The sequence below is a fragment of the Novosphingobium oxfordense genome (genome assembly GCF_044029435.1).
Taxonomy (GTDB): Bacteria; Pseudomonadota; Alphaproteobacteria; order Sphingomonadales; family Sphingomonadaceae; genus Novosphingobium.
In genome coordinates, this window is the sequence record NZ_CP147005.1 from 1,290,511 (window position 1) to 1,305,556 (window position 15,046).

General features: G+C 63.7%; 12 protein-coding genes. 10 read left to right on the top strand and 2 right to left on the bottom strand.

Annotation, left to right across the window (positions count from 1 at the left end; translation table 11 throughout):
- Nucleotides 1-64 precede the first annotated feature (64 nt).
- Nucleotides 65-2,362: a patatin-like protein gene (locus tag WBP07_RS06000; protein WP_395394867.1), complete on the bottom strand. Its 2,298-nt coding sequence runs from the start codon at nucleotides 2,360-2,362 to the stop codon at nucleotides 65-67.
- Between the two features lie 71 nt (nucleotides 2,363-2,433).
- On the opposite strand from WBP07_RS06000, the gene radA reads away from it, so the two are divergent.
- The 10 genes from radA (at nucleotide 2,434) to WBP07_RS06050 (ending at nucleotide 12,929) form a co-directional block, all read left to right on the top strand.
- Complete coding sequence (radA, locus tag WBP07_RS06005) at nucleotides 2,434-3,801, top strand: DNA repair protein RadA (protein ID WP_395394869.1); 1,368 nt, start codon at nucleotides 2,434-2,436, stop codon at nucleotides 3,799-3,801.
- A 72-nt stretch (nucleotides 3,802-3,873) separates the two neighbouring features.
- Nucleotides 3,874-4,404, top strand: coding sequence for a CvpA family protein (locus tag WBP07_RS06010; protein ID WP_395394870.1), 531 nt, complete (start codon nucleotides 3,874-3,876; stop codon nucleotides 4,402-4,404).
- A gap of 8 nt (nucleotides 4,405-4,412) precedes the next feature.
- A complete protein-coding gene (locus tag WBP07_RS06015; RefSeq protein WP_395394871.1) occupies nucleotides 4,413-4,844 on the top strand; it encodes an iron-sulfur cluster assembly scaffold protein in 432 nt (143 codons plus the stop codon).
- A gap of 44 nt (nucleotides 4,845-4,888) precedes the next feature.
- On the top strand, nucleotides 4,889-6,520 hold the full coding sequence (locus WBP07_RS06020) for an MFS transporter (protein WP_395394873.1): 1,632 nt from the start codon (nucleotides 4,889-4,891) through the stop codon (nucleotides 6,518-6,520).
- Nucleotides 6,510-7,553, top strand: a complete 1,044-nt coding sequence (gene alr, locus WBP07_RS06025; protein ID WP_395395733.1) for an alanine racemase — start codon at nucleotides 6,510-6,512, stop codon at nucleotides 7,551-7,553. The genes WBP07_RS06020 and alr overlap by 11 nt, the downstream gene beginning before the upstream one ends.
- 131 nt (nucleotides 7,554-7,684) lie before the next feature.
- Entirely contained in the window at nucleotides 7,685-8,242 is a 558-nt protein-coding gene (phaR, locus tag WBP07_RS06030; RefSeq protein ID WP_395394874.1) for a polyhydroxyalkanoate synthesis repressor PhaR, read from the top strand.
- Between the two features lie 78 nt (nucleotides 8,243-8,320).
- A complete protein-coding gene (proS, locus tag WBP07_RS06035; protein ID WP_395394876.1) occupies nucleotides 8,321-9,880 on the top strand; it encodes a proline--tRNA ligase in 1,560 nt (519 codons plus the stop codon).
- Between the two features lie 34 nt (nucleotides 9,881-9,914).
- Nucleotides 9,915-10,499: a DUF805 domain-containing protein gene (locus WBP07_RS06040; protein ID WP_395394877.1), complete on the top strand. Its 585-nt coding sequence runs from the start codon at nucleotides 9,915-9,917 to the stop codon at nucleotides 10,497-10,499.
- Nucleotides 10,500-10,549: 50 nt separating this feature from the next.
- Complete coding sequence (locus WBP07_RS06045; protein ID WP_395394879.1) at nucleotides 10,550-11,896, top strand: M28 family peptidase; 1,347 nt, start codon at nucleotides 10,550-10,552, stop codon at nucleotides 11,894-11,896.
- Nucleotides 11,897-12,083: 187 nt separating this feature from the next.
- Entirely contained in the window at nucleotides 12,084-12,929 is an 846-nt protein-coding gene (locus tag WBP07_RS06050) for a sulfite exporter TauE/SafE family protein (RefSeq protein ID WP_395394880.1), read from the top strand.
- A 17-nt stretch (nucleotides 12,930-12,946) separates the two neighbouring features.
- Here the strand turns inward: WBP07_RS06050 and WBP07_RS06055 are convergent, their stop codons facing one another.
- Complete coding sequence (locus WBP07_RS06055) at nucleotides 12,947-14,980, bottom strand: M3 family metallopeptidase (protein WP_395394881.1); 2,034 nt, start codon at nucleotides 14,978-14,980, stop codon at nucleotides 12,947-12,949.
- Nucleotides 14,981-15,046: the final 66 nt, after the last annotated feature.

A 15,046-nucleotide genomic window follows, 5' to 3' on the forward strand; every position in this document is an offset into this window, starting at 1 on the left:
CGAACGGCGCTAGATGGCTTCGCTGCGTTCGCAACGGCCAGAGTTGGCGCAAGAAGACAGCCGATCAAATCCGCCGCAAGACTTCCACCCTGATATTCCCGACAAGCGCCGGATCGGCATTCAGGCGGCCCTGTTCCTCATCCAGAACGGCCAGGAACGCTTCCCGTCGAAAGCTATCCAATTCACGCTCGTCCAGTGCATGCTCATTTTCCAAGGTGGAGGCCAGCAGCTCGATCATGCGCTCCGCCCCGTGCAGACGCCCCCATAGGTAGTCGTTTTCACGGTATGCCCGGCTGAAGAAGGCTCCGAAATTATAAAACTCGGTGCCGCGCAGCATCGGCCCCTGTCGAATCGCATGGCAATCCTCCGGCGAGATACGGTCGACGCGGACGGGGTCGAACTCGTCCAGCCCTTCGCCGCGCAGCAGCGGCAGCGTCACGGTGTCGTAGAACGGATAGCCCAAGTAGGCGAGCAACAGGCGCTTGCACAGTCCGGTCGGCATAGTGGAGAGCATCTCGGCCAGGATCTCGTCCACGCGCGCGTCGATTTCCAGCAGGTTCCGCCGGTCGGCCACATGGTCGAGCAGGGCGCCGGGGTTCTCGAACACGCCTTCGGCAAGTTCGGTGAATTTCGGGCCCAGAAACGAAACCGCTTCGGCATCGATGCACAGCGCCAGCGCGCCATAGATCGCCTCTCGCGCGGCATCACGCTGGCTTTCGTCGACATCGCCGTCCAGGCTCCATTCCTGCGTCACCCGCCGGGCGAGCAGGCGCAGGCGGCGAATGCGGAAGGCAATGTCCTGCATCCGGAAGAACGCCGCCATTCCGGGGGAGGTGCCGCCGCGCAGGGGCTGCATCCGGTCGATCCCGTTTTCCGAGAGGTAGGAATAGAGCCGTTCCGCGATCGGGGCGGTAGACCCGACACCCAGCCCTGGTGCCGCCTCGAACACCAGACGCGCCAGCATGGTGACGACGCCGGTGAACTTTACTTGCACATAGCCGTGATAGGCAAAGCCGGCCTGTTCGAACGCGGCCTGCTGCGCCCGGGCTCGCCAGGCGGCAAGGCGTTTCGGCGTCGGTCGGTCAAGGAACAGCGTATGGCCGAACAGGCTGCCGACCGTCTCCTCTATCTCCGGGCGCAGTGCACGCACAATGGCGCGTAGAGTCGCCATTTCGCGCGATTCTTCCTCCAGCGCCTCCAGATTGTCACGAATCGGTTGCTCACGTGGGATCGACGAGAGCGATCCGAAAATCGTCGTGAAGAATCCCGGCGGCCGTGTATCGCGGCGCAAGTCGGCGCCGACGCGATCAGGCGCGGGGTCGATATAGACGAAACGGCGATCCACCTCACGCGTGGCCGGGCGGCTGCGGAGCACGCGCATGGCGTCGGCAAAAGGCGCGTTCACCAAAACGGAGCCGTCGATCAGCGAGACCGAATCGAGATCGCCGCGGGCGGCATGTTCGGGCATGATCCGGCGCAGGAATGCATCGCGCCCCGGCCAGTCGATGCCGTTTTCCGCCACCAGCCGGTCGATCTCCTCCAGTTGGAGTGGCGGGAACGCCCCGGGAAAACTCGCGGTGGAGCGCGCAGCCATGACCAGTTCGGGCAGCGCCGCCAGTTCCTGCGCGCCGCTTGGTGCGCGAAAGCCGAATGTCAGTCGATGCTCGCTTTCCAGCACCAGTTCGGGCGAGTGCAGCCGCAGCGTTTCCAGATGCCCCTTGAAGTCGGTGGCGGTGACGAACAGGTCTATCGGATGGCGCAGTGGCAACAGGGCTGGGCCGCTGGTCTCCCCCATCGCCGACATGGCCTTGTAGAGCAGGCGCGAGAAACCGATGCCGCTGAATGGCGGTTCGAACCAGCGCGAACGGATCAGGCGCGACAGTTTGTCGCGCACTTCCTGCCGGGTTTCCGGCGCGACGCTGGCGCTTACCGCATTGCCTGGGCGGTTGAGGATGTACGCTGCGATCGGTTGGGCCCAGAACTTGGTGCGCCCGGACCATGGCCGGGCCTCGGGATCGAGCAGTTCGTCCACGTCGGCAACGTCCAGCCACAGATCGGTCAGCGGTTCCAGCGACTGTCCGGAATGGATCGCTTGCGCCAGAAAGATCGAATTGATGCCGCCCGCGCTGGCCCCGGCAACGATATCGCACAATACGCGCAATCGCAGATTTCCGGCCGCTTCCAATCTGCGCAGCAGCTTGAGGTAGACTGCCGTGGTGCCGGTGGGCTCGATGTCCCCCGCCCAATAGGCACGGCTGGCCTGCAGGGCCTTCCACAGCTCCTTGGTAACCCCATGCATATAGACGGCCAGGCTAACCCCGCCGTAGCAGACGAGCGCGATCCGCAGTTCCTTTTGGCGCATGGATTTAGCTTGAAGCGCATCGCGCCGAAAGGCAATTGCGTTCTCATTCCGTTCCAGATAATCGATGGCGCATGGCAAAGCCGAAACGTCGATATGTCTGTCAGGCCTGTGGAGGCGTCACTACCCGTTGGCAGGGGCAGTGCGCCGATTGTGGCGAGTGGAACACGCTGGCGGAAGAGGCGCCGCAAACGGTGTTCTCATCGAAGCATGACTTGTCCGCAGGCGGGCGTCCGATTCTGTTCACCCCGCTCGATGCACCGGGCGAATTGCCGAAGCGCAGGGCAAGCGGCCTTGCCGAATTCGATCGCGCGCTAGGCGGCGGCCTGGTTCCTGGCTCTGCAATCCTGCTGGGCGGCGAGCCAGGCATCGGCAAGTCAACTCTGCTGCTTCAGGCGGCAGCGCATATTGCCAATTCGGGTAATACCACCGTCTACGTCAGCGGCGAGGAAGCGGCTGGGCAAGTGCGTCTGCGTGCGGAGCGGTTGGGCCTGTCCAAGGCACCGATCCAGCTCGCCTCAGCCACTTCGGTTCGCGATATCCTGACGACGCTGGGCATGATGGACGCGCCGACGCTGCTGGTCATCGATTCGATCCAGACCATGCATTCGGACACGATTGAGGGCGCGCCGGGTTCGGTCAGCCAGGTGCGTGGCTGCGCGTTCGAACTGATCCGCTATGCCAAGGAAAACGACGTCACCCTGATCCTGGTCGGCCACGTCACCAAGGACGGCAATATCGCGGGCCCCCGCGTGCTGGAACACATGGTGGACGTGGTGATGAGCTTCGAGGGCGAACGCAGCCACCAGTACCGCATTCTTCGCAGTCTGAAGAACCGATTCGGCCCGGTGGATGAGATCGGCGTCTTCGCGATGGAAGGTGCGGGGCTGGCCGAAGTGGGCAATCCATCGATGCTGTTCCTGTCCGGCCGCGAGGATGCGATGGCCGGCAGCGCTGTCTTCGCGGCAATGGAAGGCACGCGGCCGGTCCTGATCGAGATCCAGGCGCTGATCGTGCGATTGCAAAGCGGGGCAACGCCGCGCCGCGCGGTCGTGGGCTGGGATTCGGGACGCATGGCGATGTTGCTGGCCGTGCTGGAAGCGCGCTGCGGGCTCAATTTCTCCAGCGCGGAAGTCTATCTTAACGTCGCGGGCGGTTATCGGCTGGCCGATCCGGCGGCCGACCTTGCAGTGGCGGCGGCGCTGATTTCGGCGCTGGGCGATCGCCCCTTGCAGAAGAACACGGTCTGGTTCGGCGAAGTTTCGCTGGCGGGTGAGATTCGCCCGGTGGCCCATTCATCGATCCGACAGCGAGAATCGGCCAAGCTGGGATTCGGTCGCGCCTATGGCCCGGTGGCGACTACCAGTCCAGAAAAGGGTCTGGAATTCACGGGCCTTTCCATGTTGCCCAACCTCGTTGACCGTATTCTGGCAGATGCCTAGAGCCTGCGGCATAGCCGGAGGACGTCTCGGTGCTTCCTCTTCGGCCATGCAGGCTCTAATTTCGCGGATACCATGACCGGTTTCGATATCGCAGTTCTTGTCATTGTCGGCGTCGGCGCCGTCACGGGTTTCATGCGCGGCTTCGTGCAGGAAATTCTTGCGCTGGGCGCCTGGGTTTTTGCCGTCATCGCCATCCGCACCATGCACACGCCGCTCGCCCACTGGCTTGAGCCGCATACCGGCAACGGATCGGCTACGCCGGTTCTGGCGTTTGCGATCCTGCTGCTGGTGCCTTTTGCGGCGGTCAAGCTGGTGGCCAACTGGGCAGGGCGGGCAAGCCGCGCCTCGCTGCTGGGCCCCATAGACCGGGTGCTGGGCTTCGGCTTCGGTGCGGTGAAGGGCGTTCTGATCGCGGTGCTGGGCTTCTCGATCCTAGTGCTTGGTTATGACACCATCTGGGGCGCGGCCGGCCGGCCCGACTGGATTCGGCAGGCGCGCACTTACTCCTTCATCAATGCCAGCAGCGAAGCGCTGGTGAAGATGCTGGCCGAGCGTCGGCGTGAGGCTCACGCGGCCGAAGCGGCGCAGGACAGCGGGGCCTGAGCGGGCCGATGTCCACCACCGTTCTCTACACGCCCGAAGTGCTGGGCCTTGCCGTAAAGCTGGCGGCCCATGGCTGGGATGGCGATCTGCCGTTCAGGGCCGAGGCACGCTCCCCCAGTTGTGGCAGCACGATCGCATTGGGTCTCGCACTGGACGGTGAGGGCAGGGTGACGAAGATCGGGGTGCGCAGCCAGGCCTGCGCCATCGGGCAGGCCGCCGCTGCGATCTTTGCCGATGCCGCGCAGGGCCGTACACAGGCGGAGCTTGCCGCCGCCGCGCAGGCGATTACGCGTTGGCTTGGCGAAGAAGCGCCGTTGCCGGACTGGCCCGGCCTTTCGCAGATTGCTGCGGCGCGCGATTATCCGGCCCGCCACGGCGCTGTAATGCTGCCGTGGAAGGCTGCGCTTTCGGCGCTTTCCGGCGAGGGGGCTAAGCGCTAGAGAAATGGGGTCAGCCCCTGGAGAGGGGGCTTCGGGGGGATCGAATGGCACAAGCCGCGCAGCATTCGCAGGCTCTGGAACCGAGCGCGTCCGACATCAGGCTGGTGATCGCCGCCTCGTCGATGGGCACGGTGTTCGAGTGGTACGACTTCTTCATCTACGGCACGCTTGCCGCCATCATCGGCAAGACATTCTTCCCCTCCGGCAACGTCACTCTGGAAACGCTGCTGGTCTGGGCGGGATTTGCAGTGGGCTTCGGGTTCCGGCCACTGGGGGCTGTCCTGTTCGGGTTCCTGGGGGACAGGCTGGGGCGCAAGTACACGTTCCTTGTCACCGTCACCCTTATGGGCATCGCCACCGCCGGGGTTGGTCTGACTCCATCCGCCGCAAGCATCGGCATGGCCGCGCCGGCCATCGTGCTGCTGCTGCGCGTCCTGCAGGGGCTTGCGCTTGGCGGCGAGTATGGCGGCGCGGCGATCTACGTTTCGGAACATTCGCCCCCGCACCGGCGCGGCTTCCACACCGGCTTCATCCAGGCCAGCGTCGTTGGTGGCTTCGTGCTCAGCCTCATCGTCGTGTTGAGCTGCAAGGCGGTGATGAGCACGGCGGTTTGGGAGGCGTGGGGCTGGCGCATGCCTTTCGTGCTGTCGATCGTGCTACTTGGCGTTTCCCTGTGGATGCGGCTGAAGCTTTCCGAGAGCCCGGTTTTCAAGGCAATGCGTGAAGAGGGCGAGATTTCCGGCAATCCGTTCAAGGAAAGCTTCACATACCCGGGTAATCCAAAGCGCATCTTCATCGCCCTGTTCGGCATCGCTGCCGGCCTGACGGTGATCTGGTACACCGCGATGTTTTCCGCGCTCACGTTCCTGAAAGGAGCGATGCGGATGGAGGATGCCGCGGCCGAGATTATCGTCGGCATCTCTGCGGCAATCGGGATGGCGTTCTTTGTGATCTTCGGCAGCCTGTCGGACCGGGTGGGGCGCAAGCAGCCCATCGTCCTGGGCTACATGCTGACCTTGCTCCTGCTGTTTCCGGCGTTCTGGGTGATCGGCAACTACGCCAATCCTGGCCTTGCCAACGCGGCGGAGCAGGCCCCGGTGGTCGTGGCGGGGCCGGATTGCCGCTACAATCCGTTCCGCACCGAGCAGGAAACCCACTGCGGGATCCTGCTGGGCGATCTGGCAGGGGCGGGCGTTTCCTACCGGGTTACGGCCGCTCCCGAGTTGATCCTGAAGGTCGGCCAGCGCGTGCTTCCGATGGAAACCTATCCGTGGAAGGACAAGGCGGCGCGAAACAAGATGCTGCAGCATTGGCTGGGGCAGGCGGGGTACGACTTTGCCAAAGTTCGCCCCACCATCGGCACGGCATTGGTCATCGGCTGCGTGCTCATATTGCTCATGGCGCTATCGGGCGCGACTTATGGGCCGGTGGCGGCGCTGCTGTCGGAAATGTTTCCTCCGCGCATCCGCTATAGCTCGATGTCGATCCCCTATCATATCGGCACGGGCTACTTTGGCGGTTTCCTTCCGCTGATTTCCAGCTACATGGTCGCCAGCAGCGGCAATCCTTACCAGGGCCTCTGGTATACCTGGGGGGTGGTCGCACTTGCCCTCGTGGTCTCGCTCTGGGGGCTGCGGGGAGGCCCCCCGCGTGACTATGGTGATGATGCTTCCTGAATTTCCTGCGCCTGCCCTCCGTCTCGACATCGACCGCGATGCGATCGCCGCCAATTGGCGCGCGCTTGACCGGCTTTCGGGTGCGGCGCGGGCCGGCGCGGCGGTAAAGGCCAATGCCTATGGCCTTGGTGCGCGGCAGGTCGTGCCGTTGCTGCACGAGGCTGGCTGCCGGGATTTCTTCGTCGCCCATTGGGCGGAAGCCGCCGAACTGGCGGACCTTGCCGATCCCACCAGCATCGCGGTGCTGCACGGCCCCCTGAGCGACGGCGACGTGGCATTCGCCCGCGCTTCGGGCGTGGTGCCGGTGCTGAACTCCCTCGCACAAGTGCAGCGCTGGACGGCGGCGGGTGGCGGGCGTTGCCACCTGATGGTCGACACCGGAATGAACCGGCTGGGCGTAACGCTTGCCGAACTTGGCGAGGAGGCGGTGCAGGCGCTCGATATCGATGTGCTGCTGTCGCACCTCGTCTCCTCCGAAGAAGAAACCGACCTCAACGCGCGCCAGTGCCGGCGCTGGAACGAGGCGCGGGGCGCGGTGCGTCATGCCCGCGCCAGCCTTGCCAATAGCGGCGGGATTGCGCTGGGGCCGGACTATCATGGCGACCTTACGCGCCCCGGCATCGCGCTCTACGGGGGCATTCCGCGCGCTGAGATGGCGCCATTGCTACGCCAGGTCGCCCGCCCGCAGGCGGCCGTGCTGCAAGTGCGCGACGTCGCCGCCGGCGAAACGGTGGGCTACAATGCCACGTTCACCGCGCCCCATGCCATGCGGGTAGGCACGATCGCGATCGGCTATGCGGACGGTTACCTTCGCTGCTGGTCGGGCAAGGGCGTCTTCCATGCCGCCGGCGTTCGCTTGCCCGTACTTGGCCGGGTGAGCATGGACATGTCCGTGATCGACCTTTCCGCCGCGCCGGAAATCCGCGAAGGCGATTGGGTCGCGGCCGAATATGCCTTGCCGGAAGCTGCAGTGACATCGGGGTTGTCGCAATACGAACTGCTGACCTCCCTCGGCCGCCGTTTCGGCCGCTGAGGCCGGTTTATCCCGATTTTGCTGCGCAGCAAATTGTGTTGCGTTGCGACAACGCTGGGTGGTATCGTGGCGCTCTAAAGGGATTGGGCTAAAGCGATTGGGGGTTGGCCCATCAACGTTGGGGATAGGTTATGCCAGAAACGGGTTCGCACGAAGACGATACCGTAATAATCAAAAAATACGCCAACCGACGGCTCTATAACACGCGTTCGTCGAGCTATATCACGCTCGACCATCTTGCCCACATGACGCGCGAGGGAATCAACTACAAGGTTCTCGACGCCAAGACCGGCACCGACATCACGCATACGATCCTGACGCAGATCATCATGGAAGAGGAATCGAACGGAGAGCAGATGCTTCCGGTCAACTTCCTGCGCGAACTGATCAGCATGTACGGCAATTCGATGCAGTCGCTGGTGCCGCACTACCTCGAAGCGTCGATGGACAATTTCCGCGCCAACCAGACCAAGCTGCACAAGGCTTTCGAGGATAGCCTGGGCAACAATCCGCTGGCGAAGCTGGCCGAACAGAACATGGCTATGTTCAAGGCTGCCGCCGCCGCCTTCATGCCCGGCGCCGAGAAGCCGGAGCCCAAGGCGCCGGCCGCCGAAGACAAGAGCGACCTTTCCGCACTGCGCGATCAGATGGCGGAAATCCAGAAGAGGCTTGACGCGCTGGGCAAATAAGGGTCTGCGCAAGGGCCCGATGCGCTGGTGATTTCCGGCGTGACGGGCCCGAATGCGGCGGATGGTCCGCCCGCATCGATGCAAGCAGGAAGAGCCCCAGTGTCCGCCATTCGCCACGCCCTCTCCGTCAAGCGCGAGGACGATTTCGCCCAGTGGTACCAGGAAGTGATTTCCGAAGCTGAAATGGCTGAGGAATCCGGTGTTCGCGGGTGCATGGTCATCAAGCCATGGGGCTACGGCATATGGGAACGCATCCAGCGCCTGATGGATGACCGCATCAAGGAAGCGGGCGTTACCAATTGCTATTTCCCGCTGTTCATCCCGCTTTCGTTCTTTTCCAAGGAAGCCGAGCACGTTGAGGGCTTCGCCAAGGAAATGGCGGTCGTCACCCATCACCGCCTGATCGGTGACGGGAAGGGTGGCCTCGTGCCCGATCCCGAAGCCAAGCTGGAAGAGCCGCTGATCGTCCGCCCCACGTCGGAAACGGTGATCGGCGCCGCCATGGCGCGCTGGGTCCAGTCCTGGCGCGACCTGCCGCTGATGGTGAACCAGTGGGCCAATGTCGTGCGTTGGGAAATGCGCACGCGCATGTTCCTGCGCACCAGCGAGTTCCTCTGGCAGGAAGGCCACACCGCCCACGCCAATCGCGAGGATGCGCTGGAAGAGACGCTGCGCGCGCTCGAAATGTATCGCGACTTTGCCGAGACCGAGCTGGCCATGCCGGTGATCGCGGGTGAGAAGCCGGAGAACGAACGCTTCCCCGGTGCCGTCGCGACGTATTCGATCGAAGCCATGATGCAGGATGGCAAGGCGCTGCAGGCCGGCACCTCGCACTACCTCGGCACCGGCTTCGCCAAGGCTTCCGGCATCCAGTACCAGGACAAGGAAGGCACGCAGCAGTACGCCCATACCACCAGCTGGGGCACGTCCACTCGCATGGTGGGCGGCATGATCATGGTCCATGGCGACGATGATGGCCTGCGCGTACCGCCGATGGTGGCGCCGCACCAGATCGTGATCCTGCCTATGCTGCGCGAAAACAACGAGGACGAAGCGCTGCTCGCTTACTGTGAGGAACTGCGTAAGGCGCTGATCAAGCAGTCGGCGCTCGGCGAATCCGTCCGTGTCCTGCTCGACAAGCGTCCTGGCAAGGCCACGCAGAAGCGCTGGGCCTGGGTGAAGAAGGGCGTGCCCCTCATCCTCGAAATCGGCGGCCGCGATGCTGCGGGTGGCCAGATTTCGATGCTGCGCCGCGACAAGCTGTGGAACGATGCGGCCAAGGCCAACTTCGTCGGCATGGCGAAGGACGATTTCATCGCCCGCGCCGCTGCCGAGATCGAGGACTTCCAGGCGTCGCTTTACGCAGAGGCCAGGAACCGCCGCGACGCCAATGTCACCCGCCTGGGCAGCTTTGACGAACTCACGGCGTTCTTCTCGGACGACAAGCGCTATCCGGGCTGGGTCGAAGTCGAATGGGCGCGCCCCACCGGTGCCGAACTGGAATCCGTCGTGCAGAAGCTGAAGACGCTGAAGCTGACCATGCGCAACACGCCGCTGGGCGAGGATGCGGTGACCGGCACTTGCGTCTTCACCGGCCGTCCGGCGGTGGAACGCATCTACGTGGCGCGTTCCTACTGATGCGATGCAATTGATGAACTGAAAGGAAGAGGGCGTGCTGGGATCGATCAAGTACAACCTGTCGAACCTCCTGAACTTCAAGGGCCGCGATGCGCGGCAGACCTTCTGGTTCTACGTCCTCTTCCTGTTCATCATCCAATATGCTGCGGGCCTGCTGATCTCCATGCCGATGATGGGCGGGATGATGCGCGGCGCCTTCAGCGCGGCGCAGCAAGGCGCTTCGGAGGCTGAGCTGCAGGCGCGGATGATGGCGCAGATGGCCGGCTATATGCGCACGTCGATGACGCTGAGCGCCGTTGTGTCGATCATCGCTGCGTTCTTCCTGCTCGCCGCCTTCATGCGCAGGCTGCACGATTCGAACCGTCCAGGCTGGATCGCACTGGTGGCGCTGGCACTGTCCTTCGCGTCCAAGGCACTCGTTTGGGCGAAAATGGATGAAATCATTGGTGCGATGAGCCGGATTTCAGAGGCCGATCCTGCCGGCATCCTGGGATTCCAGTCCAAGTTCGTCGGCGCCAGCGTGATGGGCTGGGCCGCATTTCTGATCGTAATCGTCTTCGGCGTGTGGCCCTCTACACCGGGCCCCAATCGCTATGGCCCGGCCCCGGTTCGGTTCTGAGTGTAGCCTCGGGTCTTGCCAAGCGCCGCGCGAGGCCCGACAAGCGCCGGATGAATAACAAGATCCTGGTCGCACTTTCGCTTTCATCCAGCATTCTCAGCCCCATCGCAGCTAGCGCGGCCGATGCGCCGGCGGACGTTTCGGAAGCGCGCATGCATGCGGACGTGGAGAAACTGGTCTCCTTCGGCACGCGGCACACGCTGTCCTCGGACACCGATCCCAAGCGCGGCATCGGCGCAGCGCGGCGGTGGGCGGCGGATGAATTCCGCAAGACCTCCAAGGCCTGCGGGAACTGCCTGGAAGTGGTCATGCCCGAAAGCATGGTCAGCGGAACGCGCATCCCCACGCCGGTGAAGATGGTCGATGTCGTCGCCATCCAGCGCGGGACGGAGCGTCCGAATGAAGTCGTGATCGTAGAGGCGCATATCGACAGCCGCGTGACCGACGTGATGGATGTGAAGAGCGATGCGCCCGGCGCCAACGACGATGGTTCGGGCACGGCGTTGGTTCTCGAAGCCGCGCGCGTACTGTCCAAGCGCAAGTTCCCGACGACCATCGTCTACGCTGCGCTTTCGGGCGAGGAGCAGGGGCTTTATGGCGGCAAGCTGCTGGCCGACTATGCGAAGAAGCAGGGCTGGACGGTCAAGGCCGTGCTGAACAACGATATCGTCGGCGGCAGCCGCGGCGCGGATGGCCTTGTGGACGATACGCATGTGCGCCTGTTCTCCGAAGGTCCGCGAGCCGACGCCACGGACAAGACCCGCGCCGATGCGCGCCGGTTCGGCGGTGAAAACGACAGCCCTTCGCGCAACATTTCGCGCTTTATCGCCGGCCTTTCCGGCGGCGTGCAGGACAAGCTGGAAGTTCGGCAAGTCTGGCGCGCCGATCGCATGGGCAGGGGCGGCGACCAGCTTCCCTTCCTGGAGCAAGGCAATCCAGCAGTGCGCTTCTCGGTCGCGATCGAGGATTACGATCACCAGCATCAGGACCTGCGGGTAGAGAAAGGGGTGAAGTACGGCGATACCATCGACGAGATGGACTTCCCCTACCTTGCCCGGGTGACGCGCCTCAACATCGCTGCACTGGCCGCGCTGGCCAAGGCGCCGATGCCGCCTGCTCCCACCGCCGATGCCGCCGTGAAGACCTGGACCGACGTGACCTGGAAGCCGGTTGACGGCGCCGTCGCCTATTCCGTTTGGCGCCGCCGCACCGATGCGGGTGAGTGGGAATCGCAGCCGATGGTCGCAAAAACCGCCGCGACGAGCGTTAAACTGGACGGGCTGCGCGGTGACGACTGGATTCTCGGCGTGAATGCGATAGCTCCCGATGGCAGCGAAAGCCCGATTGCAGCGGCAGTGCCGGGCGGCGGCTTTACCCCTCTTGCTTCTCCGGAATAGGGATCAAACCGGATCAAGATGGCAATTCCGCGCCTATTGTCATTCTCTAGTGAATGAGTAGAAAATCCGAATTCGAGAGGGTGGCGGTCTGTGGAGCATGCGGGAAAGCGGGACTTTCCGGCGATGCCACGGACTATTTGACGCCCCGACAAGATGCCCGAAGGGCGTTGGAAAGAGTTAACGGCCTATGACCCACCCTTTTGACATGTTGCACGCGATAGCAGGCTTGCTTGTCGGCGTGCTGGTGGGCCTGACCGGCGTCGGCGGCGGATCGCTGATGACGCCGCTGCTGGTGCTGATGTTCGGCGTGAACCCGCAGACGGCGGTCGGCACCGACCTGCTGTTCGCCGCGATCACCAAGATCGGTGGTTCCGTGGTGCACGGAAAGCGCGAAACGGTGGACTGGGCTATCGTCCGGCGGCTCGCCACCGGCAGCATCCCCGCCGCGATCGTGACGCTGGTCGTGCTCGCCTATGTGGGCAAGATCGGCAAGTCGACGGAGAACGTGATCCTGTTCTCGCTGGCCCTGCTGCTGTTCGTCACCGCCGTGGCGGTGGCTTCGCGCAAGTGGTTGATGCGCTTCGTGCGCGAAAACGATCAACCGGTTCCGGCCGGAAAGGTGGCTGCAGGAACCATCATTCTGGGCGCAGTGATCGGCCTGGCAGTCTCTATTTCTTCGGTCGGCGCGGGCGCCATCGGCGTGACCGTGCTGTTGCTGCTCTATCCCCGCCTGCCGGTGGCGCGCCTTGTCGGGTCCGACATCGCGCATGCCGTGCCCTTGGCGCTGATCGCAGGAACCGGCCACTGGATCATCGGCGACGTCAATCTGGTGCTGCTGGGCAACCTGCTGATCGGCTCCATTCCCGGCGTGATCGTGGGCAGCTACCTCTCCTCGCACGCGCCGGACAAGGTGCTGCAACCGCTGCTCGCTTGCGTGCTGGCAGTCTCATCGTGGCAGCTCATGGTGAAGTCGCAGATGGCCGACAAGGTGCAATCGCCGATCGAGGCGGTGGCCAAGGAGCCGGTGCACTAAGGCACCGGCATTCCCCTTCACTGATCCTTTGCCAGTTCCGCCTTGAATGCGTCGAGGCTGATCGGCCGGCTGAGAAACGCCTCTACCAGTTCGGCCGCCGGCCGCGTTCCGCCGGGGGCAAGCACGGTTTGCCGATAGCGCGATGCGGTTGCCCGGTCGCGCATGCCGTGCGACTGGAACTGCGTGAACATGTCGTCCGCGATGACCTTGGACCAGGTATAGGTGTAGTAGATCGCCGAATAGCCGTTGAGGTGGCTGAAGCTGTCCTGAATCTGGTACCAATCGGGTACGGGCCCAAAGACGTAGGGTGCATAGAGCGCGCGTGTCTTGACGCCCAGATTGGCCGGGGCCGGCGCCTGATGAAGGCGCAGCGAGATGTTCGAAAGGCCAAGCTCCCGCAGCGCATCGAAACCCCGCCCGAAATAGCGCGCTCGGTTCAGCCGGTCGACCAGATCGCGGGGTATCGGTTTGCCGTCGGCATCGGCGGCAAAGGTTGCCAGCGTATCGTAATCGAAAGCCCATTCTTCCAGCATCTGCGACGGTGCTTCCACGAAGTCCCATTCGTTCGTCACGCCTGACTGGCCGGCCCAGCGCTGCCGCTGGCCGCCGAAGATATGATGCAGCATGTGGCCGAATTCATGCAGGAAGACGACGACATCGTCGTGCTCCATCAGCGCGTCGCCGCCGTTGCCGGCGGAGAGGTTGGTGACGAGCGCGCCGACCGGGATCGCCCTGCCGGAAAGTCCGGACCGCAGCGGAACCATGTTGGCATGTTCGTATTTGCCCGGCCGGGGATGCGAATCGAAATAGAATTCACCGATAACCTTGCCATTTTCGAGCATTTGATAGGCTTCGACGCCCGCGTCCCACTTGGCAGTCGTCCATGGGCGGAATTCCACGCCGAACAGGTTGGATGTAAGCTTCAGGATCCCATCGCGCACTTTGGCATAGGGCAGGTACTTGCGGATTTCCTGGCTGTCGTACGCATAGTCGCGCTGCTGCACCCGCTGCGAATAGAACGCGTATTGCCAAAAATCGACCTGGCTGGCAGCGGGTTCGTCGCGCCGGCGTTCGGCCAACAGGCGATCGTAGTCCCGCTGCGCGATGGGCCGCGCCGCTTCGTCGATGCCCGAAAGCAGGCCTTCCACTTTGGCTGGCGTGTTCTGCATCTTGTCTTCAAGCGCGAGCGTCGCATAGTCGCGGCGGTCCAGCGTGGCGGCCAGTTGGGCGCGGTCGTTGAGCAGGGCGGTCAGGCGTGCGTCGTTCTCGGGATAGCCACGCGTGCGAAAAGCCTGCTGCAGCCTTTCGCGCAGCGCATCGCTGCGGGCATAGGTCATCACCGGCAATACATCGGTATAGTCGGTCGATAGGACGATCTTGCCGTTAGCCCCCGGCTGATGGGCAGCGATGAAGTCGGCTGGCAACCCGGCAAGCTCGGCCGGATCCGCCTCGATCGTCTTTCGGGAATCGGCAATGCCCTTCTCGAAAGCGGTACCGTTGGCGGAAATGCGATCCTGCAATGCCTGGACGGTCTTGCGCCGCTCTTCGGGTTGACCGACGCCGGCGATCTCGAACGCCTGCAGGGCGCGGGCAAGGTAGTAACGCGTGGCAGCGTCCGCACCCGTGGCGTCAATGGCCTTGAGCCGGTCATAAACCGGTCTGGAAAGGCTGAGGCGAGTGACCGCAGCCTGCATTCGAACCTCGCAAGCCGCGCCGGCATCGCGGCGCGGTGCGTCGGCCATGACTTCGCGGTACAGGGTGGATTCGCCTAGCCCGGAGGTGACGAGGTCATTGATGTCGTCGTATCTTTGCAGAGTGCCGGCGATCGTGGCCGGTCCGCGTTCGCCTTCCAGCTGGGTGATGCGGCTGTCGATTGCCTTCGAAAGCGTGTCGCAGCGAGCGTTGAGCGAAGCGGCGTCCGGTGCATCGGCCAGTATATTGCCGATCAGACTGTCAACCGCATTGGGCGCCGCCATTGCCGGGCCGGGAAAGGCCAGTGCGGTCCCGGTGAGCAGGATGGCGATGTGTCGAAATTGCAGACTTTGGCGCATGTCGATCCCCCCTCTGATCATCCGACAATACTGTTGGATGTTTATCCTGCCAATCCGCACAAATCG